This window comes from Paenibacillus periandrae, from assembly GCF_022458865.1.
Lineage (GTDB): Bacteria > Bacillota > Bacilli > Paenibacillales > NBRC-103111 > Paenibacillus_S > Paenibacillus_S periandrae.
In genome coordinates this window covers 100652-126245 of sequence record NZ_JAJNMU010000025.1, presented here as the reverse complement: position 1 = coordinate 126245, position 25594 = coordinate 100652, and the positions used below count along the sequence as shown (strand labels likewise).

19 protein-coding genes are annotated in these 25594 nt (G+C 39.5%); all 19 read left to right on the top strand.

Translation table 11 applies throughout. The annotated features are described in order from the left end of the window. The first annotated feature begins 5 nt into the window (after nucleotides 1-5). The 19 genes from LRL21_RS34635 (at nucleotide 6) to LRL21_RS34540 (ending at nucleotide 25585) form a co-directional block, all read left to right on the top strand. Nucleotides 6-734 carry a hypothetical protein gene (locus tag LRL21_RS34635; protein ID WP_240420374.1) on the top strand — a complete coding sequence of 243 codons (729 nt, stop codon included), beginning with the start codon at nucleotides 6-8 and terminating at the stop codon, nucleotides 732-734. Between the two features lie 3 nt (nucleotides 735-737). Then, nucleotides 738-1835: a CpaE/TadZ family protein gene (locus LRL21_RS34630; protein WP_240420373.1), complete on the top strand. Its 1098-nt coding sequence runs from the start codon at nucleotides 738-740 to the stop codon at nucleotides 1833-1835. Next, a complete protein-coding gene (locus tag LRL21_RS34625) occupies nucleotides 1836-3296 on the top strand; it encodes an ATPase, T2SS/T4P/T4SS family (protein ID WP_240420372.1) in 1461 nt (486 codons plus the stop codon). It abuts the gene before it with no gap. Nucleotides 3297-3346: 50 nt separating this feature from the next. Next, nucleotides 3347-4351: a hypothetical protein gene (locus LRL21_RS34620; protein ID WP_240420371.1), complete on the top strand. Its 1005-nt coding sequence runs from the start codon at nucleotides 3347-3349 to the stop codon at nucleotides 4349-4351. A gap of 12 nt (nucleotides 4352-4363) precedes the next feature. Then, nucleotides 4364-5251, top strand: a complete 888-nt coding sequence (locus LRL21_RS34615; protein ID WP_240420370.1) for a hypothetical protein — start codon at nucleotides 4364-4366, stop codon at nucleotides 5249-5251. Between the two features lie 262 nt (nucleotides 5252-5513). Then, nucleotides 5514-5903 (top strand): hypothetical protein, encoded by a 390-nt coding sequence (locus tag LRL21_RS34610; protein WP_240420369.1) that lies wholly within the window; start codon nucleotides 5514-5516, stop codon nucleotides 5901-5903. A gap of 118 nt (nucleotides 5904-6021) precedes the next feature. Beyond that, nucleotides 6022-6465, top strand: coding sequence for a hypothetical protein (locus LRL21_RS34605; RefSeq protein WP_240420368.1), 444 nt, complete (start codon nucleotides 6022-6024; stop codon nucleotides 6463-6465). Between the two features lie 295 nt (nucleotides 6466-6760). Beyond that, the gene (locus LRL21_RS34600) at nucleotides 6761-7963 is read left to right on the top strand and encodes an S-layer homology domain-containing protein (protein WP_240420367.1); all 1203 of its coding nucleotides are present in this window, start codon (nucleotides 6761-6763) and stop codon (nucleotides 7961-7963) included. A 2-nt stretch (nucleotides 7964-7965) separates the two neighbouring features. Further along, complete coding sequence (locus LRL21_RS34595) at nucleotides 7966-10641, top strand: CARDB domain-containing protein (protein ID WP_240420366.1); 2676 nt, start codon at nucleotides 7966-7968, stop codon at nucleotides 10639-10641. Nucleotides 10642-10703: 62 nt separating this feature from the next. Beyond that, a complete protein-coding gene (locus tag LRL21_RS34590) occupies nucleotides 10704-14726 on the top strand; it encodes a glycoside hydrolase family 78 protein (protein WP_240420365.1) in 4023 nt (1340 codons plus the stop codon). A 135-nt stretch (nucleotides 14727-14861) separates the two neighbouring features. Beyond that, nucleotides 14862-15005 carry a hypothetical protein gene (locus LRL21_RS34585; RefSeq protein ID WP_240420364.1) on the top strand — a complete coding sequence of 48 codons (144 nt, stop codon included), beginning with the start codon at nucleotides 14862-14864 and terminating at the stop codon, nucleotides 15003-15005. A gap of 864 nt (nucleotides 15006-15869) precedes the next feature. After that, a complete protein-coding gene (locus tag LRL21_RS34580) occupies nucleotides 15870-16868 on the top strand; it encodes an ABC transporter ATP-binding protein (RefSeq protein ID WP_240420363.1) in 999 nt (332 codons plus the stop codon). A gap of 25 nt (nucleotides 16869-16893) precedes the next feature. After that, nucleotides 16894-17682 (top strand): ABC transporter permease, encoded by a 789-nt coding sequence (locus LRL21_RS34575; RefSeq protein WP_240420362.1) that lies wholly within the window; start codon nucleotides 16894-16896, stop codon nucleotides 17680-17682. Nucleotides 17683-17701: 19 nt separating this feature from the next. Next, nucleotides 17702-18496: an ABC transporter permease gene (locus LRL21_RS34570; RefSeq protein WP_240420361.1), complete on the top strand. Its 795-nt coding sequence runs from the start codon at nucleotides 17702-17704 to the stop codon at nucleotides 18494-18496. A gap of 851 nt (nucleotides 18497-19347) precedes the next feature. Further along, nucleotides 19348-20895 carry a nucleotidyltransferase family protein gene (locus LRL21_RS34560; RefSeq protein WP_240420360.1) on the top strand — a complete coding sequence of 516 codons (1548 nt, stop codon included), beginning with the start codon at nucleotides 19348-19350 and terminating at the stop codon, nucleotides 20893-20895. An 850-nt stretch (nucleotides 20896-21745) separates the two neighbouring features. Beyond that, nucleotides 21746-22216 carry a nucleoside 2-deoxyribosyltransferase gene (locus LRL21_RS34555; protein WP_240420359.1) on the top strand — a complete coding sequence of 157 codons (471 nt, stop codon included), beginning with the start codon at nucleotides 21746-21748 and terminating at the stop codon, nucleotides 22214-22216. A 142-nt stretch (nucleotides 22217-22358) separates the two neighbouring features. Further along, on the top strand, nucleotides 22359-23174 hold the full coding sequence (locus LRL21_RS34550) for a sugar phosphate isomerase/epimerase family protein (RefSeq protein WP_240420358.1): 816 nt from the start codon (nucleotides 22359-22361) through the stop codon (nucleotides 23172-23174). A gap of 90 nt (nucleotides 23175-23264) precedes the next feature. Then, the gene (locus LRL21_RS34545; RefSeq protein ID WP_240420357.1) at nucleotides 23265-24206 is read left to right on the top strand and encodes an aldo/keto reductase; all 942 of its coding nucleotides are present in this window, start codon (nucleotides 23265-23267) and stop codon (nucleotides 24204-24206) included. 89 nt (nucleotides 24207-24295) lie between these two features. Continuing rightward, on the top strand, nucleotides 24296-25585 hold the full coding sequence (locus LRL21_RS34540) for an aminotransferase class III-fold pyridoxal phosphate-dependent enzyme (RefSeq protein WP_240420394.1): 1290 nt from the start codon (nucleotides 24296-24298) through the stop codon (nucleotides 25583-25585). Nucleotides 25586-25594: the final 9 nt, after the last annotated feature.

Genomic DNA, 25594 nt, shown 5'->3' with positions numbered 1-25594 from the left:
TATTCATGATTTCCATTGTCATGTTTGTGGTGGGTATTGGTGGGTTTACGATCATCTATTTAGCAGGTCAAGATTTATTGCCAAAGACTTATGTCTATGAGCCAAAAAAGGGCGCAAAGGTGGAGAAGTTCTCTGAAATTACTGCCGATAAATTTGAACTGCTTTTTGATGAAAAGGAAATTCTTCAAGCTGCGATAACCCCAACCATGATAACACCGCAAAATAAAAATCAAGTTATCAATAAAACCATGGTTCAGACGCTCCATCCAGGTGATTTTTTAACCGTGAATTATGTTGGAGATACCATCTTTGCCCCAAAAAAAGGAGAAAAAGAATATCCGATTCCTGCGTCATGGTGGGAAGTACTTGACTGGACAGGCCGGAATGGGGATACAGGTGACATTTGGCTGTTTCCGAGTGAGAAACTCAAGCAAAGTCAGGCAGCAAAAGCGAATACCCAGTCCAAGCTGCTTGGCCTTCCAGAAGTGGTTGAACAAGTAAAAGATACTCCCGAGAGACCGTTAACTAAACCTGTATTTGAGAATGTTCGGTTACGTTATATCATGGACTCTACCAATAAGACAGTCAAAAATCAAAAAGGAGTTGACGATCGCTCCGAGGGTACAGCGAAGCCGACAGAAGCAAAAATATATCTCAAATCAGATGAATACGCTGTGTTAAAAATGGCCGTTCAGGAAGGTTATAAACTGATTTATGCTGTAAATGGGGAGTGACATATGAAGGCTATCGTTGTAGGAAAAACGAGTAGATTAGCACCAATTGTTCAAAATATCAAGGACCTGCAAACAACGAAATACGTTTTCGAGTTTACAGAACGTATTGAAACCGAGGTAATCATTTTAGATCATACGTCATTACAGTTGTTAGACTATGCTGTCAATGAGTACCCGAATGCAAAGATCATTTATGTTTATGGTGTTCGTCGTGGCTTGGACGGAGACTATGAACAAGCCAAAGAGACCTGCGACATCAAATCGGCCAGTTTCCTGGTAGATCGTACCGATTCACAAATACAAGATGAGATCGCCAGGACCGTATTTCCGGAGAGATTTCAGTCACAACGGCAAAATGCAGTCGCGTTTGTATCCTGCCATCGCAAATCGGGTACATCTAAAATTGTCGATTCCATTGCTCAACAGCTATCAGAAAAAACAAGTGCCACAATTGGGGTCATTCGGTTGGATCCCTACGCTTTTAACTCAGTGCCTGAGGGCATTTTCCAGTTATATCGTGAATTTGAATCAGGCGGGCTGACTGCAGAGCGAGTAAAAGAAATAGCCCGCGAAAAAGAAAAAAAAATATTTGAGATATCTGGTAATCCGCATCTGGAATACGCACGAACGTTTGTTCCTAATCGCTTGGAGCAGATCATTGGAATTGTGCAGCATGCTTTTGATGTGACCTTGTTCGACGTTAGTCCGTATTGGGATAATTCATTTACACTTGTTGCTTTAAAGGCAATTCAGCGAAAGTATATGTGTACCACGAGTAAAGCAGAGGAAATGCAAGAATTTTATGGAGTAATGCCTGATTTGAAACATCAGTTTGAGATCGATTTGAGGAAGACAAGCTTTATTTTAAATTTTGATGGTCAGGGGACCGGTACAAAATCAAGTATAGCGACCTATATGGATTCTCCCAACATCGCTACGCTCCCATATGTGCCAATGAATGCACAGAACTCGAAACATTTTAAGAATGGACTTGGCAAGCTTGTTGATCTCATCATATCTGATTACGATTTACCTCTAATCACGGCGAAAAATGAAAAAGTATCCTTTTTTTCTGCAATGTTTGCTGGAAGGACGGGTTAAATGGCTGCCATTGAAAAGGAAACCAAGGAAAATAAAGAAGTTACCATTGAACAGTTGATTAATTACACTCGTGAAAATCAAAAAAATAAAGCTGCTGCAACAACCGGTTATTCCCTGGGAGCTTTTGATGGAACTCTTGAAGTCATTAGTAAATACTTTGATCAACGTCTCGATTCCGCAAAAACCGATGATGAGAAAAAGTCCTATCTGAACCAACAACATAGAGCAACAATCGGGCATCCTGAAGCTGTTCAAGAAATAAAAATTATTATTAAGCAGCAGGTTGAGCACATGAAGCTTACAGAAACACAGTATCCTTCTATCTACCAGAATCTTATAGATGCCTTATTCCATGAAATATGGGGGCTGGGTGTGGTAAGTGTATGGTTGGAGCGGCATCGAAACATTGGGAAATGTCGTGTGAACGGTACAGAAGTAAGGTACAAAAAAATTGGTGAGAAACATCGTATGCATGAGCAGTATCGGAGCATCAAGGATGTCTATCGACTAATCGAGAATTTAATGCGCAATGATGAAGCGGCAGTCATGAGTCGGGATAAACAATATGCTGAATTGCGTTTGTACGACGGGACAAGGGTAGTAATTACACAGCCAACTTTAACTCTGTTACCAACAATTGTATTTAGGCGAAATACAGTAGAGCATTTCACACTGAAAGAACAAGCCAAGCTAGAAACGATTGATGATAAGGCGGCTCCCATTTACCGAATGATCGCTCGATGTGGTTCTAAATGCATCATTTCCGGTGAGCCAGGAACGGGAAAGTCAACCATCCTATTGTCCCTATTTGCCGAAACAGAAACTGATAAAATTACGGTTTCTGCTGAAAATGCTCCGGAGCTTGGGTTAAAGTCTCGATTTCCCGATCGTGATATAACTGAATTTGTGGGTGACGACAAAACCATGGTAGCCGTTGTATTTCCACGAACGCTCAGGCAGGATCCCGGTCAGTACATTATCGGGGAGGTCCGGGAAGTAGAGGCTTCTCTGTACAAGGAGGCTTGTGCGAATACTACGGGTTTTGTAGGAACAACGATGCATGAAAAAGATTCGTCAAACGTACCGGGTACATTGGCACGGAAGGAAATACGGTGGGTACAGGGATTGAATTATCAAATTGCATTAACGGATTATGCCAATCATATCGATTTTGTTTTGGTTATGGAATTGGATGAAAACCAAATCACACTAAGGAATGTTGAAATATCCGAAATTGTATTTGATGCCATTACATTGACTGTAACAAGCCGACGGATAATGTGGTTCGATGGTCAGCAGTGGCTCTTCCATCATCATATCGATAACCGCTTAAAGAATCGGATGCGTCGAAAGAATCGCGAAAGTTTTGAAGAGGGAATGAAAGCTTTAGAGGCATTATCACTCAAATATCCTATTCCGGAAGAAGAGAAAGAAGTTTCCTTAACATGGGGAGGGGGCTAATGCTGGCAGTTATCCTGACGTACCTGAGCGAATACTGGTTGTTCATCTCCATGTTATCCATTTTGTTAGGAGGTGTGGGTTGCGGTATCCATTTCCTTATCCAAGGAATCAAATTGCATCAAATTCAGGAAGAAATTGATCATCGATTTTCTGAAAATGGTTTTGGAAGATTATCACCCCAAAATAACGAGCACTATTTTGAAAAATCGTGGTACCGTGTTGTTGCATTGGACTTAAATGCCTTGATTATGTTATCGGCGACAGCGACTCGTGTAACACTGATCATTATTTTTACGGCTAGTATAGTTATGGGGATAACTTGTGGAATATGGGTGCAAAACAATTATTTTAAAGCTGGAAGCAGTCTACTTCCTTTTAGCGGACTTAGTTATATCATACCTGTGCTTATCATTTTTGCTGTGATGCTGCTACCATTTATATTCCTGCGTGCGTTTGTTCAACGTCGTCGAGCCAAATTGAGCCACCAATTTCTGAATTATGTGGAGGAATTTGAAAGGAAGTATCTACAGAAATATGATCTGTACTCAACGATGATGGAACTAACGGATGTGCTGCATACCGGCCCCCTAAAATCGATGACCTTTCGGGTTTCACAGGCCATGCAAAGGAAACAGGAGATTCGCTTAGTTTTTGAGTTGGATGTTTTTGAGCATCAGGTGGGATCCATTTTTGCAACGACTTTTTTTATTATGTTTCGCGAAGCCTATGGTCTTGATCATAAAGGAACAGGCCGCAGAGAAGCCAAAAAGATATCAATGGGCCTTCGATCATTAATTGAACAAATGCATGGCTATCTTCGCGTTTCACATCAGGATAAACCCAAGAAAAAGGAAATAGTTCAAGTTGGTTTTTTTGCCTTTCCACTGCTCTACGGCGCCTATTACTTTGCGCTACGGATGATGGGAGAAGATGGAACAAGGAAGTTTATGTTTGAAAGTGTAATTGGATCGACCTTGTTTATCGGTAGTATTTTCTTTGGATTTATGGCTATTGTAGTCAATCTCATTATTTCCCGGAGAAAGTTTGATTTATAGGGGGGTGATATCTTGTATTTTTGGGAAAATCCGTTCGATACCATCTTATGGGCGAGTTTCCTGTTAATAATTGCAGCTGGTCTTTCGGTAATTCTTTCGATCGGCAAGGGACAGCGGATTCTAGCGGTCAATGAAATGAGAATTTATGTCCAGTTGGAGACGACAGAGCGCTTATCAAGATGGCAAAAGATCTATATTAACGAAGATGAAGATCAGTTGATCCAAAGCATGGGTATTCCTATCAATGCTGCTAAGCTAAAAGTATTTCGGGACATCGTAACATTGGTTGTATTTGTAACCATGTTAATGAGATGGCCAGATTATCAAGGTAATTTGTTCTTACCCATTGCCAGTTTGCTATTACTTTATAGCACAATGTGGCCAAGTGTTAAGAACTTTACGATATTTTCAAATGTCATAGGTCCAGTTTTGCAAAAGGTTCGAAGATACCGCGTCACCAGGGAAACACATGTGCTTCTTTTGCTTTTACGAAATGAAGTGCAGGAGGTCCAGCAACGAAATGTTCTTTACTTGATCCAGAAATACCAAGATTACTTTAGAATCATTAAGGGTGACCTCATTCTGTTGGAACACGAATGGGGAAAGGGGAAAGAAGTTGCTCTTATGCGGTTGCAACAGCGACATCCGGGTAACGAGGAGATAACCTACTTGGCCGCGATGTTTCGAGATCTGGATGGCGTCGAGTACAAGGAGCTCGACAAGATGTTGAAGGAAAACTCCGATACACTCAATAAAAAACAGCAATCAAGCTTTGAAGCCCGGGAGAACGATTTAAATCAAGTGTTGTTCATGATCAATGTAGCGGGTACAGGACTTGCAATGGTTTGGTTCGTCATTGGATTGTTTCTGTGGTCGTATTCATTTGATACAAATTACTAGATAAGAGGAGACGATCATAGCAATGAGTTGGACATGGCAGAAAGTACTAGGTTTTGGATTGACAGCGTTTTTGGTAGTAACTTTGATATTTCAACCAGGTACAGGGCTTATTCCTAAAACGAATGATGCTCAAACTAAGGCGGTTACGAGAGTGGATACCGTTGTATCTGGATACTCAGAGTAATGGATCCGTAGTTTCAAAATATTATACAAACTGGAGAGCGGGGAGACCCGCTCTCTTACTCTGAATGGAGGGTTTTCCTTGAGTTTTACCTTCAAAATGATTCTTTACCTTTTGATCACTACACTCATGATGGTTGCTATCATATTGGACCATGCAGACACTAAAAATGTTATGTATATTGAAATGGAAGCTTCTGAAGCCATATTAAAAGCACCACCAACTGGGTATATATCAAGTGCGCTTCAACAGCAAATTAAAGATAACCTGGTTAAAACACGCGGTTTGGTTGCTAGTGATATACAAATCACTGGAGACATCAATTTGACTCAACGGAAAGTACGAGGTAGCGTCTCGGAAGACATAACGCTCATGATTAGTTACCCTAAGCGTATTTATATTTTTTTTGGAGCTATGATCTCTAATAATAGCAAAGCATATCGTACGATAAAAACCGAGTATGTTCCATAGACCTCTTTTAATGAATACATAGAAGTTGGCAGGTGATATTGTGAATATTGTGTTCAGACTTATTGTGACCTGTATATTGTTTGTCATACTTATGAGAAATGACACCTATGACCGAATCATGATCACGGGAGAATTAAGATCATATTCAGCGACTATAAATGGTTGCCATGATGCTGCCATCCCGCTTGAATATGAAATGGCGCATGGTTGGGTCGTGTTCGACGAAACCATGGGACTTCTTAACTTTCGTCAGACTTTAGTCAAAACTTTATTGTTAAACTCGGATCTTTCGCCCAAAGCTAACTCTATCTTTGCTTCTCCCGTCAAAATCATCGGTCTTTTTTTTATAGGAGATGATAAAGTTCCAAAGGATGGAAGCGGGAATCCAATATATCCTTATGATTTTCAAGAAAATGTGTCGTATCGAGGGGATACAGTCATAGTGAAGGAAACTCTGTATGGTCCCAGTGTACTTGGGTTGATTGAAGTTTCTTATAAAGTAGAAGGGGAGCCCGTAACCTTAAAAAAGGCTGTGTATCGGTACAAAGATAAATCAATATGAAATAAAATAAGGTGTTGCAATTATCAAATATATGCTAAAATGGAAATAGAGAAATGTTGATTGCTCAACTTTTGTGAGCGTTATCTCGAAGTTTAAAGTCCTATGGACGATATTTTATTTTCCGGGGAAGCTCTGTTTGATGAAGAAATAACTCTATATTAATTAACTTTTGATTTAGGGCGAAAGACGCGGGAATCACTTCCTTCGTCTTTTTATTTTTTTGTATTATTAAGAATCTGGTATCTCCGTCAGTCGATTAGATACTAATTTTCAAATGAAGAGAGGAAGAGATTAAATGAAAAAAACAACTATTATTAGCATCGTAGGAGCTGCAGGTACACTTGCCTTAGCTATGGGAGCACAAGCAGCGAGCTTTACCGATACGAATGGACATTGGGCGCTTAAAACCATTAATGCAGCAATTAGTTATGGCTATGTAGACGGTTATCCGGATGGAACGTTCAAACCGGAACAGAACGTAAGCAGGGCCGAATTTATCAAGCTGGCCGTCACAGCATTGAACATCAAAACGCAGTCTAAGCCAGGGCAACAATGGTATGAGCCCTTTGTCGAATCGGCTGTAACGAACGGAATCCATCGTTACGAGGATTACACCAGCGGCGATATTAACACTCCCATTACCCGGGAGGAGATGGCTAGAATAGCAGTTAGAAGCGCTGGAGAGAAGAATACAGATGATTTAAAGTGGATGTATTTGGCTACGAGCAAAGGTATTATCAATGGTTTGGATAACCAAGGAACAATCGGGTCAGATCAACCGACAACGAGGGCACAAGCGATTACGGTCATTGAACGGATGTTACAGCTTAAAGCCGGTGAAAAGCTACCTTCAGATAAGTACGCAACCTCAGCCGCTGAGATCCTTTGGCATAAAACCAATGCTTCCACGATTGCCCCTGAATACTTTGGATGGGCTATTGAGAACAACAGTCCATTTGAGTTTGATAAGCTTCGTTTCGATGCTCCTAATGGCTATTCGGAAACTGAAAAATATATCGTTGTCGATATGGGTGATCCGACAGACCCTAATCGAAAACTGATTCCGGATAATATGCGATGGATGATGAAGGTTGGTAATGAACGAACTTATACGCAAGATGTCCCAACTAATGCATACGCTTTTTTATCCTTTGATCACATTTATGCGGAATTAGTTAAGCCTGAAGGAGGCTTTCAATATTCCTACCTAAGTTTAACAAACCTATACATTACCGGAGATAATATTGGAAAGGATGGTCAACTGCTTGATGTAACTCCTTACGCGGAGTTAGTTCCAGAAGGGCTAAATTTCGGAAGGATTAGCCTGAAAGCCGGAGTTAATGATGTGCGAGTGGTGACAGGTCAGATCGTTCCGAAAATGAAAGGTATTGATGGTAATGGGTTCAGCGTATATCACAGACCAGCGCAAAGTTTGGGAGAGAAAGGCAGTCCCGTTGTTTATAGCTCTGTAATTAAGAAAGCTCTGGGAGGTAAATAGGTGTGAAGAAATTATTATATTTAATCCTAATAATATCTTTTACCTTAACGAATTTTTTATTTCTCGTAGAACCAAACGAAGTCCAAGCTGCTGGGGCCTTGCCTGCTCAAGTTGTTAGTTATAAGTCAGGGGATATGCTCTTTACAATGTCAGATGGTAACTCGTTTGGGTCTAAAAATCAAAACATTACATTGGGTGACATCACGATTTCAAATCCTTCCGGCGATCCAATAACGAAGGTTGAGTTGAGGGATGCTAACACCCATACAGTACTACAGGAAATGATTAGCGTTGGTGGGGGCAAGTATAATGTAGCAAATCCACTACAACAGCAGGGTCAAATCATAGTTGGTACTAAGGATTATGTACAGCTTGATGAAGGTACTTTTGAGTGGTTCAGAGATCCTAACCAAAAGGTATGGATGTTTGACTATGAGGAGTATGTTTCTGGTGGTGGTGGTCCAACAAATCGTTATTATAGGAACAAGGATAATGCAGTCTATTCAGCACCCCCACCATCATCTTGCTTGCAGCACAAAGGAGGAATGCCCTATGGCATACCTGCTTACCCATCTGGATATGAATCTACTGTTCAATATTGCGATAGTGCTTACGATTACAGAGAAGGAGTGTTGCCAGTTTCAGAATTGAGTGTTCTTAGTGACACATCCGTGAAATTAAATGTTAAGGATGCAGTACATTTGGAGTTCAATACCTCAGATTTTCAACTTGACGATGCTGGTTCCTTAACTGCATCTAACATAACAGGAGTGACAACAGATTACTTAGATATACCAACTTTATCCTATCGATTTAGCTTTACCACATTATTTTCCACCCAACCAGATAGGATACCGGTAGATAATCCCAGTGATGGCCGTGTTCTGAGATGGTACAGCAACTGGAAAATCAAACTAACCGGCTACGTCTACAAATACCCCAAACTCGAAGCCGTAGCCTACACAGCTGCACCTACAGCTAAAGTGGATTTAACTGTTCCTACCTTAACCGGACCTTCCTGCATCGAAGCAGGCAAAAGCGCAACATTCAAATATTCCATCACAAACAGCGGCCCGGCTACATCCAGCCCGTTTAAGGTCAAAATTTCAGCCGATGGAGTGGAGATCATTACCCATACGTTCAATGGGATCGGAACAACCACGGAGGATGGGACGTTTACCTATACGTTTTCAGCTCCTGGTGCAAAGGGTATCACAGTTCTAGCCAATAGCGACAATTCATTAGACGAGGAATCGACCAACAACAATTCCAAAACTGAATCTTTTACAGCCTCAGCCAATTGTAATGGCGGCGGAACCGATCCTGGCGGATGCAGTTTAGGCGCAGGCTGCCCCGGAGAATGGAAAGGAACCCTAAAGGTCCATTACCCAACAATTGAATGGAAAGACCAAAATGATTTTAACGTCACGCTGACAGATCCGGCCAATGGCTGCACAGCTGTTACAGGGCGGTTTCGAGTCACGCAAGGGAATAACGCTTACGCATATGGTTGGACGCCCATTGTTGGTGGCAAAGATACGATAGGATTTGCGTGGCAAATGGCGGGATCTTCGACCTATCCGGGTAACATCGGGGCTGGGAATGTCATCGTTATGTATGACGTCGAGGATAGCTGCGGCCGTATATCGTTGATAGGTCCTGAACCTTTTGAAATTATCAAGGTCGCAGGCGCACCAACAGTTCAAGTGGATTGGTACAAAACCAGCACAGGCGCAAAAACCTCCTTTGTTGTACAGGATGAAAATGTATTCTTGAAAGCAGCAGCCACCGATAGCAAAAACGAGAAAGTAACACTGAGCTGGACATTCACAGGGAGCACAAGCTGGCTCGCTGGATTACCAGCTTCCATGGGATGGACCTCACCACTAAACAAAACGCAGTATTCGAATATAACAGCAGCTGTAAAAGGAACCCACCAAGTTTGCGTAACGGGAACCAATGAATCAGGAATAAGCGCTAAAGCTTGCTCGTACCTGGATGTCATCGGCCCTGAGCCTGTAGCTGTCATTGATGTAGGCGGCTGGCTGAAGGAAGGCCGGAGAATTGAATTGTCCGGAGAGAAAAGCAGCAGTCCAAGAGATATGGCGTTGACGTATGCCTGGACGATAGCACCGATAGCTGGACAAACAGCAGGGACTCAAGCAGAAATTGAGTACATCCAGCCGTTAACAGGCAAACTCAAAGATTTTAAAACACCAAAGCTCGGGAATTATCTGGTTACGCTTGTCGTCACAGATACAGAGGGCCTTACAGGATCGGCAACTAAAACGGTAGAAGTTAAACCCGATCTTCCCCCTATTGTCGATATAGTAGGTAATGATAGGGCGGGGAGAGATATAACCAATCGAGGGTTGGCAACCTTTACTGTACTTGGAACCGGATTAAGTGTAGACCAGGATATCATTATGAAGCGATTATGGTCATTTTCCTATGATGGCAACAATGATGGCATTTTTAATGAAGGGGTAACAGCCGAAATCGATGAGGATAGTTTGGTAATAGGGGCTGAGTATCTATATTCAGTCGGTACAGAATCTTTCTATATCGCAAAAACTGGAGTTCATGTCTTAGAACTGAGAGGTCAGCATGTAGGAGATTTTGATATCATACTTTCAGTGGTTGAAGCACCCGGACAGCCTACGGATCTCGTACATTAATTTTTGAAAATAGGTGGGACCGTAATCGGCCCACCTATTCAACTTGGTTAGGAGGGACAACATTGTTTCGGAAACAAAAAAATAAATGGTTATACAGCGTCATGGCCGTTCTTTTATTTCTCTCCCTTTTTGTTGACTCGATGCCTCTTCACGCCATTGGAGATAGGGCAACGAAGCATTTCCCTGTAAAGGTGACCAATGATAATCCGGAAGCCACCTTTACAGCTACAGGTATTGCCACAGAGCCTATGCCCATCAATGTAACTCCCTTCCTAGCGTCCGATTTTATGAACTGGACGAATACCAGCTTGGATAAGTCATGGATCAACAATGGGTGGTTTGCATCTGCTGATGGTCGATTAATAAGCGCTAGGATGGGCAATGGAGTGCATAGTAAATTCTCCTTGCCGATAGGAGCCGAAAATATGGATCTTGATCCAAAGGAGATTAAATTACCTTACGGTGGGGCCGCGCCTTACCATTATTTGGGTCAAGGAGAATATGTAAGTAGCGCGACATTTGCAGATACGAATTATGGTAAGCATTATCTACTAGGAGATACGCACGATCCAATACTACTGAGCCCCTTTGCAGTTAATGGTAGCGCTCCAGTGATGTATGTGCGCAAAGATTTAGGAGAAATTATGTTCCGAACTATAGTTTCGCCTAGAAATACAGGTGGGAGTAGATATCAATATAATGAATATTGGTGGAGGTACCGAATTGATGATCTTCTTGCATTAAGAGCATCGGCATCGGCATCTGGAAGTTTTATGATAGAAATCGATTCAGGTAGACCATCTTATACGGGCGCACGAGGAACATTTAGTAATGGGGATGAGCTTGGTCGCTATGCCCGTATGCGGTTTAATTCAGATTTTAAGGAAATTAATCTTACTACCAGGACAATTAAATCGTTTAAGCCTGATAACATGGCTACCCCCTATAAGACAGAATCATTTGATAATATTCCTGCCGAGCCCAGATCAAATCCCGGCAACACGTCACAGAATGGCTATATCGCGTATCTACCTGACGGCTTGGATCAAATTTTAGGAACGTCCAGTGGGGCTAAGCGAAGTGTGGATGACGAGGATATCGGGTATTGGGCACCTGCTGGAGATCCGAAAGGCAACTATTATACTTTAAGCAGAATTAACAATAAACCCCACTTAATTAGATGGGATGCTGAAACTGGATTTCCTTCTATTGTTAAACAAATTGCAGCTCATGATTATATCAATGGATTTATCGGAGGCGGAGTATCAGCTGATCAAAAATATGTTGGTTTATCCTATTGTTGGCCTTATGATTCTGAATATGAGACACCTGCTGGTTGTAATTACTACTACGAAAATCTGAGTACAAGTGCGGTAACGACAACCAAGCCTGCAGATTTCTTCGAATGGTCGGAAGGCACAAGTACCTCTGATGGTTACAAAGATTATACAACCTATAGGAATGGCTATGGCACACACCGGATTACTGGCAAGACAATTGACCTTGTTTCCGGGGTTGAAATTAATCCACAACCTCGAAGCAATCAACTACCTACTAGCAGCACAAGGTATATTGGAGGTTCCACGACTAAAGCTGGAGTCGAATATTCGATATCCTACGGCTACAAGCCGAGTACAGGACAATCACCCTACAGTAACGAACCTATTACATTCGGCCAACTGTTCAATCCTTCTTCTCAACAGGTGCTCAACGGTACGATTTCATGGACTATGAAGTTCGCCAAGCTGGACGGGCCTGATTATCATGCGGGTATGGGATTCCGAATTCAAAATCACCAAAATATGTATCGAGTCGAAGTATATAAAGATACTGTTCAGCTGTTTCGTATCGTAAACGGCAGGAAGACCGCAATTTCTCAACCCGCGAGCCATTACTTAGCTAATGAACAACAGGTAGCTTTTAAAATTAAAATAACAGGCACGCATATCAAGGTCTATGAAAAAAATGGACTTATCATCGATGTGGTAGATAACACGTTTACATCCGGTACGCTGGGTCCGTATTCAACAGCCGATAATACCGAATTTAAAGGCATTAGCTACATGTGGTCCGAGTCGGATCTGAGCTACGATACACCGGGCGCTGCGATCGTCAATACACCCATTACGTATGAAACTACCTATGACGATCCGGAAAGGGATGCGATGTATGCTCCGGGAACGCAGTGGTACATTGACCACGTTGATCCAAATCGATTCCTACCGTACACCTGGGCACCCTATGATGCGGATTTTGGCTTATCGTCGATGCATGGCCAAACCGTGACCAATCCCGTTCCACAGTTTGACAAGGTTGGTTTATATAAGCTCAAATATCGGGTGCCGGATAATCCAAGGCCAGATAACGCTGCGTTTGATTCGTATCGCAAATATTCGGAGGATTACGAGCAGTACTTAATTGTGCATCGGATACCTGAAGCGCCATTCACCCTCCATATCGAATCGGACGGAACAGTTGGATGGACGGACCTGAGCTTTGATCCAGACCGTTGCTACGCACACGGCAATTGTCAAGCGCCCTATGCAGCCAACAACGGGATTTATGCCAAAAAGTTTTATTACATCACCCCATCCGGCGTGAAGAAGGATAGCAAGCTCATCAGACCTTTAGAGGGCGGGGAATACACTGTTGCTATGGCTGTTAGAGACGAGGACAAAGCATGGTCCGATTGGTACGTTCAGACCATCCAGATCGATCAGCCGGTAGCTCGGAATCATCCACCGACGGTATCGATCATCTTCCCGAATGGAAGCTATTCGGAGCCTTCACACGTTTCGCTGCAGCCTACCCTTTCTTGGAATCAGGCCGATATCGATTCGAACACGATATTTTCTACTTTTAATTTATGTGTGTACGATGTATCGAATAATCCGGTAGAGTGCGTCAAAAATCGTGACATGAGTACACCCTTAACAAGTTGGGCCTGGACGATGGAAACTCCACTTGCGATGGGACAAAAATATTGGTGGCAGGTACAAGTCAGCGATGGGGAAGATTGGTCCGATTGGAGTAATATCGGATGGATGTCTACGAACAGCCCACCATCTGCCTATATGACCTTTCCTTACGGAACGCAAGCAGCTCCCAACATCATAAACACGCTGCGGCCCGAGCTAACGTGGTATCAAACCGATCCGGATATCGGATACGTGCTGTATTGGTATCAGATCCAGATTACAAACGAGGCCAATGATGTGATGATTTACGATTCGGGGAAAACGTGGCAGAACACGACCTCTACAACCGGGAGAATGACAGTTCCCATTGATCTACCAACCGGACAAAAAATGAGGGTCCGCGTGAAAATCTGGGACCAGTATGGGGCTGAATCGAATTGGTCGCCACAAACGTGGTTTATGATCAATCGGCCCCCGGTTGCCAAATTTGATTGGACACCCAAGCCAGCTTACGAAGGGGATACGATCACAATCATAAATCAATCAACGGACCCTGATGGCGATGCATTAACAAGTCAATGGTTGATTACAGGGCCCAATGGATACACATCCAGTCAGAACACTCAGAATGCTGTTATAGACGGTAATTCGACTAGGTATAACCCAGGTGATAACACCGTTACGCTAACGGTTACAGACCCTTATGGATTGAGCGATTCAGTTTCGCATGTGATAACCGTTTTGCCACTCACGATTACTGGTTCTGTAAGGCACATACCAAGATGGGATATTTTGCGTCAGGAATTCAATCTTTCTAAAGGTCCGAATCCAGAAATGCCATGGAAACGGGAACAATTTCTTGCAGGAGAACCATTCTTGTTACATGCAGATACAACGATTATCGACCCGGCAAGTTCTGATATCGCTCAGACAGTTGTTGTAACTTGGAATCGGAATGCGGATCCATTCTTGCTCATTCCAAATATTTCACATAATTCTTGGGATGGTGAAATGTGGAATGAGAATTTTAAAAAGTTAACTAGCGGAGCTGCTGTGTTTACATTTACAGTGACTTTTTCGAACGGAACGATAAAAACGGCAGTAGTCCCAGTTGACATTCTAGATAATACTGTTGATGAATTTTGGGTATTGAAGCGAGATAAATAGTTAGAAGAAAAGGGCTGCAGCCTAATGCAGCCCTTTTTAGTTTGCGCCCAGCATGGGCGCTATCTACAGAGTGAAAGTCCCCAGTGACGAAGGTAATTAGCTTATAAGACAAGAAGTGGGTGTGACCCGCCGTAATTGATTCGAAGCACCTCGGCGGCGGAGTATGGAGCAGCGGCAGTGTGCGCTCCAGGTTCTTATGGAAGCGGGCAGCCTCAATTGATCGGGGTTGCAGCGGAGGAGCTGCAGCAGCTTGCTACTGGCCCACACCTGCTCGGATAAGAAAGAAAAATACCTAGACAAGAAGGACAGGGGGAAAGAAATCGACTAGATCCTGCGGACTGCATCGTCCGAGTGGGCGGTGGAAGCAAAGAATATCGTTTTGGGCTGAGGAGGAGAATGGTTGATCGAGATGATCACGGGGGAATTCGGGGACCCCAGCATACCATAATCTGAAGATCAAAAAAGGGCTGCAACCCAAATGGAACAGCATTGAGGCATTTTTGGACGAATAAATAAGGGAAGGTGGTAATTCCATATATTCCAACAAATATGTGGATATCCGGTTGGACAAGGAAACGGGGGAAGAGAGCCGGGACCGGATAATCCGCAAGGACACCGCTTGGGAACCATCGGAGCAACAAAGGGATTTAAGCAAGGCAAAAATCGTCAGTTTGATTATGTCTTCCAACAATAGAATGCAGTGGTTTATTGTGAATTTTGCTAAGGCTTTAGCCATAGACAGCTTTAAATGTCTGCCGCGATGTCGTAAGCAAGATGAATGAGAATATCCAAACGGACTAAGCCAATTTCGAGGAATATGATGGTTACCGGAACTGGTACTTAGCTGATGCAAGCTCGTGGCTTAATGGTCGCATCACTAGGAATATGAATCAAATCTCATCTTATAGCACCACATTCTGAAGATCAGTATTCGTATAATAAGTTTAACCGCGGATGTCCCATATAAAATTACGGACATTATCTTTTAAAAAGAGACATAATTTGATCTTTTTAATCTTAATATAGTGATTTTTATTAATTTAAAGCAGATTTATGCATATAGTCAATTTCCGTCTCTGGAAGTACAAGGGATATAATGGTAATATTCGCTTAGACAGGAAGATGTGGAAAAGGAGAACTGAAATGAGTATCATTCGTGTTAATGAAGCAGTAAAGGTATTTCGTCAATATCGAAGATTTCCAGGGGTTATAGGTTCCTTACGTAGCTTAATCACACGCGAATATACGGAGCATACAGCAGTAAACGGAATATCATTTGAAATTAGGGAAGGCGAAAGTGTAGGTTATTTGGGTACTAACGGTGCGGGTAAATCAACCATGATTAAAATGATGACAGGGATACTTGTTCCTACAAGTGGAGTGCTGCAAGTTATGGGAAATACTCCTCATACATCAAGGAAAAAAAATGCTCAAGAAATTGGTGTTGTATTCGGACAACGCAGTCAATTATGGTGGGATTTACCGGTCGAGGACTCTTTTGATTTGCATAAACACATCTATAAGATAGAAAACAAACGGTTTCATGATAATCTTAATTATTGTGTTGAAATTTTGGGTATACAAGAATTTATTCATAAGCCTGTCAGACAACTTAGTTTGGGGCAGCGTATGCGTGTTGAGATTGCGATGGCTTTATTGCATGAACCGAGGATTCTTTTTCTTGATGAGCCAACCATTGGTCTGGACTTGTTTGCTAAAGATCAAATTAGAAATTTTCTTAAAAAAGTTAATTCCGAAAGGAAAGTAACCATCATATTAACCACTCATGATTTAAAAGATATTGAGGAAATTTGTCCAAGAATGATCATAGTAAACAAGGGAGATCTTGTTTATGATGGAAAAGTTTCTGATCTCCGTACACAAATAGGTAACGAACGAAAAATAACGATTGATTTTCGGCATGATATTGGGAATATTGATTTTCCTGGTACTATATTGGTGAAAGATCAAGGTCTTAGAAAAACATTTGTGCTCGAGAGAGGAAAAGAAAGCGCATTCGAATGGGTGAGTAAAATAGCAGAGAAATATCCTGTGGAAGATGTTTCATTGGAAGATTCAGATATTGAATCAGTGATACGGACACTTTACGAGAATCTAGAAACCACTTCTATTAACGAATAGAAGTTTTTGGTAAGAAGGAGACGGTATGAAAACTTATATTTTTTTTGGTCTGAAGTCCTTTTCTAATAACTTAGCATACCGTTCAGAGGTATGGCTTAAAACGATAGGAAACTTTGTAACGATATTCATCCAAGTTTCCATCTGGAAGGCCGTAATCGGAAGCGGAAGTGTGATTGGTATTTCACTGGAACAAATGGTCACTTATAGCATATTGAACACCTTGATTTTATCTTTACTGCTCCATAACGTCAGTAGAAAAGTAAATGATAGCCTTACTACTGGTAGCATCGCTTCGGAACTATTAAAGCCCTTATCTTATCCTTTGTATCTTTTTTCAGATGGATTAGGTTCTGTTGCCTACCAGTTTGTGTTTGTCGTTATTCCGTCTTTTCTTATATCTTGGATAGCTTTTGGCATTAAAGCGCCGGTTAGTTTTAATCATTTTGTAGGATTTATAATATCTTTATTAATTGCCTTGATACTATCATTCTTCCTTGGCTATTTGATTTCATTAATTGCTTTTTGGATTCTGACTAGCTTTTCACTTGAATGGATCGTAGGTGGGTTATTGATTTTATTTTCCGGATCATTCCTACCGTTATGGTTTTATCCCGAATCATGGGCTTTAATCGCCCGATCGCTACCATTTCAGTTCCTTGGTTATGTTCCTGCTGCAATATACATGGGATATATTCCAAAAGAACAAATCGGTGATACTTTATTGATTGGAATGACTTGGATAGCGGGTTTATTTCTATTGGTCAATTGGTTATGGCGGAAAGCAATTCGCAGGCTCGTTGTACAAGGTGGATAAAATGTAAAGGGGTATCAACATGACTTGGTCTTTGTTTGGCAAATTGGTTCAGTTACTAATGAAACAGAAAATGGAATATCGCGCAAATTTTTTCTTGAATGCAATCGCGCAAATTATTAATTATGGTGCAAGTTATTTAATCCTTTGGCTTTTTCTTAAAAGGTTTGAAACCATTGGAGGATGGTCTTGGCCGGAAGTTGCACTTCTTTACAGTATGGGTTTATTCACCTACGCCTTGGGAGCCGCTTTCTCATATGTACAAATGCGTGAGCTCGAAGGCCATGTAAGAAATGGTACATTTGAAATCGTATTAGTTAAACCAGTAAATCCATATTTTTATCTGGTATCTAGAGGTTTTAATCTTGCGTACATAGCTCACATGATTATTTCCGGCTCTATTCTTATTTGGACATTGATCCAGTTAAATATTGAATGGACCTGGATTAAATTGGTATATTTTATAATCATTCTCTTTAGTGGCGCAATGATACAAGCTGGGATCATGACTATAATTGGTGCTTGCTCCTTCGTGTGGGTCCGGACGGCTTTCATGTTTGATTTATTTTTCCGATTAAAGGAATTTATTTCATATCCTATTTCTATTTATGTGGTGTTTATTCAAGTTATAATAGTCTTTGTTGTTCCATTAGCATTCGTTAACTTTTTTCCAAGCACATTAATATTGGCAAAAGAGTCATCTTCAATATTTCAATTCGGAAGTTGGCTTTCACCTTTAGTAGGACCATTTTGTTATTGGATCGGTTATAAGTTATGGATGTATAGTCTTAATAAATATCAAGGAGCAGGGGGGTGATACTTATTGAGTAATAATTTTTCATTTGTATTGCATTAAATTTATCTGAAAATTCATGATATTCAATCATTGTCAACGTATGAAAAAATCCTCCACAATGAAATGACATGTAGTAGCTGTCCATACACGTACGTGAAATTGCTGCTGCTGTGCTATCTAAAAAATTTCAACAAGATTTGGGCATACAATCGATTTATGCGTCTAAGTTGAACTGCAAGCATAACATGGAATTGGTTCTACAAATTCTGTTCTACTCACCGCAGAAATGGTCTATCGGAATGTCGCAAAAATGAATGGAAAATGGCATCCATACCATTGATTCGAAAAGCGGTAAAATGCCATTCTAACTAACCGGTTTGAATTGTGTGCGGATGAAATTGGGCAAATTTATCGTGAACGATGGGCTATATGACCTTTTTTAAATATATGAAACAGCATGTCCGAATTAAAACTTTTTACGGAACCAGTGTACAAGCGGTTATAAACCAGGTTGTTTGGCTCTTATGCTTTTTAAATGCTTTGTGCTCATTTAAAATGAAAACGGTCTCTAAACATAGTCTTCTGGAACTCTACCGTTGGTTAAAAGTCTTGTTATAGGCTTGTGCATCAGATTAGCTGGTTCACTAAAAGCCCAGCCGAACATCAGCAGGAAGACACCGTAAAAATGTAAAACAATATTGAAGTCATTGGTAAACATATTACATAGATTACACAATGGACACGCTACCTCTCTGAGGAGATCAACTTTTTTGCATAATAATATATGGAAATATATGTATAATATGATGGACGAATTTAATGCAATGCTAGTGATTTTTTACTTTCAATAATATATGCATAAGAGGTGACATATGAAAATTGAGAATAGTCAATATTACGAAATTGCTAAATGGGCTGTTGGTGGAACGCAGGATATAAATGAGGTCAACATTACTGATGACGACATCTTATTTCAAGTACTAAAAGAGCAACGTGTAATAGGTAGGTTTCTGAAAAGAATGAAGAGTGATTATCCAAAGAAATTTAGTAATGAATTAATAGAGAAATTGAGTAATTTTCAAAATGACATAGAGGTAAGGAATAGGAATTTTATGAAAGTATTAAATGAGCTGAATGAAGTAATAGATTCCAGAAATTCATCTTACATTGTAATTAAGGGCTTCTCATATTATGCATTAACCGGAGAAAGTCAAAGTATTCGTTATTCCACAGATATAGATTTATTTTGTAATGAATTTCAATTACTAAAAGCGGGATTATCATCAATAAATTTTGTTGATACCAATGAGTTTCTGTCACCTCATGAAATAGGCAATATGATTAGAAATAATATTGTTATGGATGTTCATAACTATTTTCCGGTCCTTAGTTATCCAAAGATCGTTCAACAACAAAAAGATTATTTACCTGATCAATTTCAAGGTTATTGGTTTCAAAAAAATCAAGAACTTAGAGTTACAAAAATTTACTATAACGATTTACTCGAAAATTCAACCTTTGGTATTACAGTAGATACAAATAACATTAAGATATTAGAACCTTGTATGTTGATATTAATTTTATGCGCACATATTTTTAAGGATTATGTATGGGAGCCATATAAAGTTGACTTATTAAGATTAGGTGAATTAGCTGAAATTAATGATTTATGCAAACATGAAAAATTTGATAAAAATAAATTACTTGAATTAATAGAAAAATACGATGCAAAGGTAGCGGTATCTTTTGTCAGGCATCTACTAATCGCTTTTTTTGAATGTTGCAATCTCCCAAGCTTTAATTTTAGCGAAGAGAGATTAGAGTGGGTACAATTTCCTCAAAAAATGGTGGGAATAATTTGGGGGCCTTGGGTATCGTTAAACAATCCTTATCAGCTTCTAGACCGTAATATTGATGCTATTGTAAATCATATTGGGGCAAATGAAATAATCACTTCATCATTAAATAAAAAAAACATTTATAGTACATATTCTAAGGACAAGAATAAAAATTTAGCTAGAGTTATACATTGGTCAAAAGAAATAAAAAAATTAGAAATTGAAATTACTATAGATTGGGATTCAGAAAATATTTCTTTTAATATATTAATAATGGATGATCTTCTATATGTGAATGAATATGTAAGAATTAATTTTGGGACTCCACTATTTTCTGAATGGTGTTATATTAACGAAAAACAGGAGATAAAAGGAATAATTGTAGATAAAGATGGTATTAAAATGAAAAAAAATGAAAAAGGACATAGCATTCGTTTTATAGTTCCTTGGTCAAAACTTCCAAACCATTCACCAAGTAATCATTCTCTCTCTGTGATGCTCAATGTAAAAAGAATATGGAATAATATAGATAAGGAAAGTGTTGTTATCCCTATAGAGATTATTAGAGGTAATCAGACCTGATAATCAGAAAATTTTGCTAAGATCTTCTATGATATTGTAATCTCTCATTCGTTTTAGTAAAAGCATGAGTTCCTTTATTATTATATGAGGTGCATTTGACAAATTAATTCACTGTTAAATGGGTTGATTTCTTAAAAAGACCCTTAGGTAGTGATGAATATGAATAAGATTAAAGATGAGATTCAAAGCTTAAATAAAGCGATGAAAGACACTTAAAAGAAACGTTAATGCGATAGATTCCTGAGGTTCCTGCAACTGGAAAGCCACTCGTTTACCAAGATCGTTCAGTTGCCCAATGTGTTTACCAGACCATCAGCAGTTATTGCCAAAGCTATCAGGAAGAAGGTATCGCAGGCTAGGGAATGGATCATTCACCAGGGCAACCTCCTAAACTAACCCATGAACAACAACAGCAAATGGAAATCATGTGGAGGCATCAGCACATGCTGATATTGGTTTTGAGGCCCGATATACATTGGACACTGCCTCAGGTAGCCAAGTGCATTCAGCGGGAGTTGTGGCCAGACACTATGCGTACGTGAAATCAGCACGATGCTCAAACGGATGAACTTCAGCTTTACCAAACCAAAGCTACCTATACGCTTACCAAAGCAGGAGAGGAGGCGTTGAAGATGATTGATTGACTACTCGTTAGGTAATAATCTTAAATGCGTTTTATAAAATCAAAGACCATACTATATAAACATTTGGTCATTTAAATAATTTAAACCATTCAAAACCATTTAGTTTGATAAGGAGGTGTTTTACATGTAATCAGTTTTCGCGTCATTTAAATACTTACTTAAATCATTTAATGCCAACTACTACAAATGCTAAGGGAGAATAAAAAATGAGAATTTTTCTTGCTTTTCCATTTACCAAATTGCTTACCGAAGATAATATATTTGATGAAAATATGAAAGATTTTTTGGTTAATACGATCAATGCTCTCACCAACAAGGGTCATAGCGTTTTTTCAGCGCAATTACGTGAAGAATTTGGGGATAAATTGATGACACCTGATGTTGCCACCAATTTGGACCACATGGAAATGTGTAAAGCTGACCTTGTGGTTGCTTTCCCAGGATGGAAACCTATTTCAGGTGGGGTTCATGTTGAACTCGGCTGGGCATCCTCAATGAAAAAGCCAATAATTGCTTTTTTACACGACGATCAGGAGTACACACCTATGATAACTGGTTTACATAAAGTCACCAATGTAGAATATGTTCATTTTAATGATAAATCTATTAATGAACTTACTTCGATGGTGGTAGATAATGTTGTTATATTTACAAATCGAGCGATCAGAGTAAGTTAAATTGCTCATTCAGACGGGGGCCTTAGTTTGCCATCAACAAATATATGTATGAAACCCCCGTCGTAGATGTCAATACAAAAAGTGTTTTTTTAAATGCTTTTATCCAAAGGCAAAATAAAAAATAATGAGGTATAAGATACATATGATATATGGTATTTGTCAAAAAATTCAAGGGGATTGGCTAGAATTCTTGGAATCAGAGCAGAATCTAGATTTTACGCATATTGAGCTGTATTCATCAGATGTCTCCCCTGAATCATATATGTTTGATCATAGTTATCTTACAAAGGTAAAAGAAACCTCTTCCAAAAAGAACTATTCTTTAAGCCTGCATGCAATCCAAGGGATTAACTTAGGTGAAAAAGTTAGACGCTTACGTAATGTTTCGAGAGATATAGTTATAGAAACACTATATTGTGGTGAATATATTGATGCTAAGTGGGTGACTATTCACTTGGGAACCGCTGGTTTTTCTAGTGAAAGGATTGATAAGAAGAAACATAGACTTGACCTTGTGATTGAAACTTTGCATGAGATTTTGGAAGTAACTAAAAATCTTAAAATTAATATTGCAATTGAAAATCTACCTCGTTGTCCGCCTTCTTTTGCTAAAACTCGTCTGGGTGATAGTAAGGAGGAATTCGAATATATTTTCAGCCATATAAAATCCGAAAGATTAAAAATGCTATTCGATATTGGGCACGCTAGAATTTTAGAATGCGAATCAAACACCGTTAATCAATTTATTGAAAAAGTTTTTGACCGAATTTTGGCTTTCCATTTGCATTGGAATGATAAATATGAAGACAGCCATTTGCCACTAGATGATTCTTCTAAAATAGTATTATTAAAAATTTTGCAATATCTTTTATCTGATCGGCCACTTTTGTTTGAATGCTATAGTCGGCAAGATAATTTGAAAAGCGCCAAAATTTTAAGGTCGCTACAAGATAAATAACAACTTATGGGAAAGCGTAAATGCGTCTAATTACAGCACTGACTAGCCACTGTTATTATACTGTGAAAATATTAGGAGGATGAAATATATATGAAACAAATACCAATTGTAGACGGAATTAACTGCTCGCAACTTGTTTTAGGTTCTATGATGCTTAGTGAAGAGAAACTGGATAACTCGATACAAATTATGGATGATTTTGTTTCATTTGGTGGTAATTGTATTGATACAGGACATGTTTATGGAAGAAGTAGTTCACGTGCTATAGGGGTTTGGTTACAACAACGTAAGAATAGATCTCAAATTATGATTATTGGTAAGGGTGGTCACCCAGATGATGAAGGTAACAATCGTGTGACATTGGAAGACATAGAACAAGACTTGCATGATACCTTTGAATGGATGCAGACAAATTACGTGGATATCTTTATGTTACATAAAGATGACCCTAATCAACCAGTCGGATACATAATGGAATCATTAAATAAACAGTTGGAGGCAGGATACTGTCGCGCGATAGGTGTATCAAATTGGACTACCGAACGAATTCATGAAGCCAATAATTATGCTCAATCTCATGGTCTCCAAGGTTTGGTATGTAGCAGTCCAAACTTTAGTCTAGCTAAGCCAAATGAACCACGATGGGCTGGATGTGTTCATATCGACTCACAGGATATGGTTTGGTATGAAAGTACACAACTTCCTGTCTTCTCCTGGTCTTCCCAAGCTGGAGGTTTTTTTACAGGACGATATAATCCTCACAATGGCGATTCGAATATGATACGTGTGTATTATAGTGATGATAACTGGGAGAGAAATCATAGAGCAGAAACTCTTGGAAAGATCAAGGGAGCCTCAGCAAATACTATTGCCCTCGGCTATGTTTTGAATCAGAGCTTCCCAACATGTGCACTAATCGGGCCTCATTCTGTTGAGGAACTTCGTTCAAGTGTACAAGCGATCGATATACAATTGACTGTGGAAGAAATTCATTATCTGAATTTAGAGAAAGATATCAAATTGTCTATGTAAGTCAATATCACAAAAAAGGAATCATATTGAAAATCAATCGTAAATCGGTGCCATGCATATTAGTATATGACAGGAGGAAAGAGTTGAAAATGAATTATAATTATAGTCGTTCCAATGATGAATTCAATAGGGCTCAGGATTTGATTCCTGAAGGAATTAAAGGTATGCATAAAATTATTGGAAACGGTGAGTATCCTTACTATTTTAGTAAGGGTAAAGGTGCTCACGTTTGGGACTTAGACAATAATCGTTATGTGGATTTTATAATGGGAAAGGGTCCATACATCTTAGGTTATTGTAGACCAGAAGTTGACGAAGCTGTCATCCGACAGGTTCGCCTTGGCAATGTTTTTCCAATGGGCAATGTGCTTCATAATGAGTTGGCAGAAATTTTAAAAACCAAAATTCCCACAGCAGAAAGAGTTTTATTTTATAAAACAGGATCTTGTGCTACAACTGCTGCGGTAAGAATTGCTAAAGAATTTACTGGTAAAAATATGATATTTAGTAGTGGTTACCATGGTTGGCATGATTGGAGTAATTTAGGAGTAAATTCTAAAGAGGTTGGCCATCTTATTGATTTTAATTATGATTTGAATCTCCTAGAGTCCCTGCTTCACGATTATATCGATGATACATGTGCTGTTATTGTTACTCCAGAAGATGGATATTTTGACTCTATTTTTTATAAAGAATTGCAGCGAGTGTGTAAAGAGAATGGTATTTTGTTCATATTAGATGAAGTGAAAAGTGGATTTAGAGTAGCTCTAGGTGGATTTCAAGCGAAATATAACTTAGATCCAGATTTGTCGGTGTTCAGTAAAGCCATGTCAAACGGGTATTCGATTTCTGCAGTGGTTGGCAAAAAAGCAATCATGGAGTTAAATCAGCGCATTCATACTGCTGGAACTTATGATACGGAAGTTATCCCCTTAGCCGCTGCACTAACTACAATTAGCATTTTGGAAAAAGAAAATATAAATCACAAAATAGAACTGATAGGAAAGAAATTTATTAAAGAATTAAATCAAATTTTTACCGAACACGAAATAGGAATACAAGGACTCTTTGGTGGTGGTAGTTTCCGTTTCTGGTGCAAAAATTTACAAATGGAATCACTTTTTTACACTGAAATGGCAAGTAAAGGTATTTTATTCTACGCATATGATAATTCTTTTATCAGTGCAGCTCATAACGAGACAATTCTCGGGCAGGTATTAGAAACAATAAATGATGTGGCCAGCAAATCGTTAAGTGATTACAAAGGTACGAATGAAGATTTTTCACTGGATTCCATTCAATTATATCGAAATAAAAAAGGTTTTCTAAATCGATATGCTGGTCCATTTGGTAGAGGAGATTATCCCCTAGAAAAATGAAATCGTGAA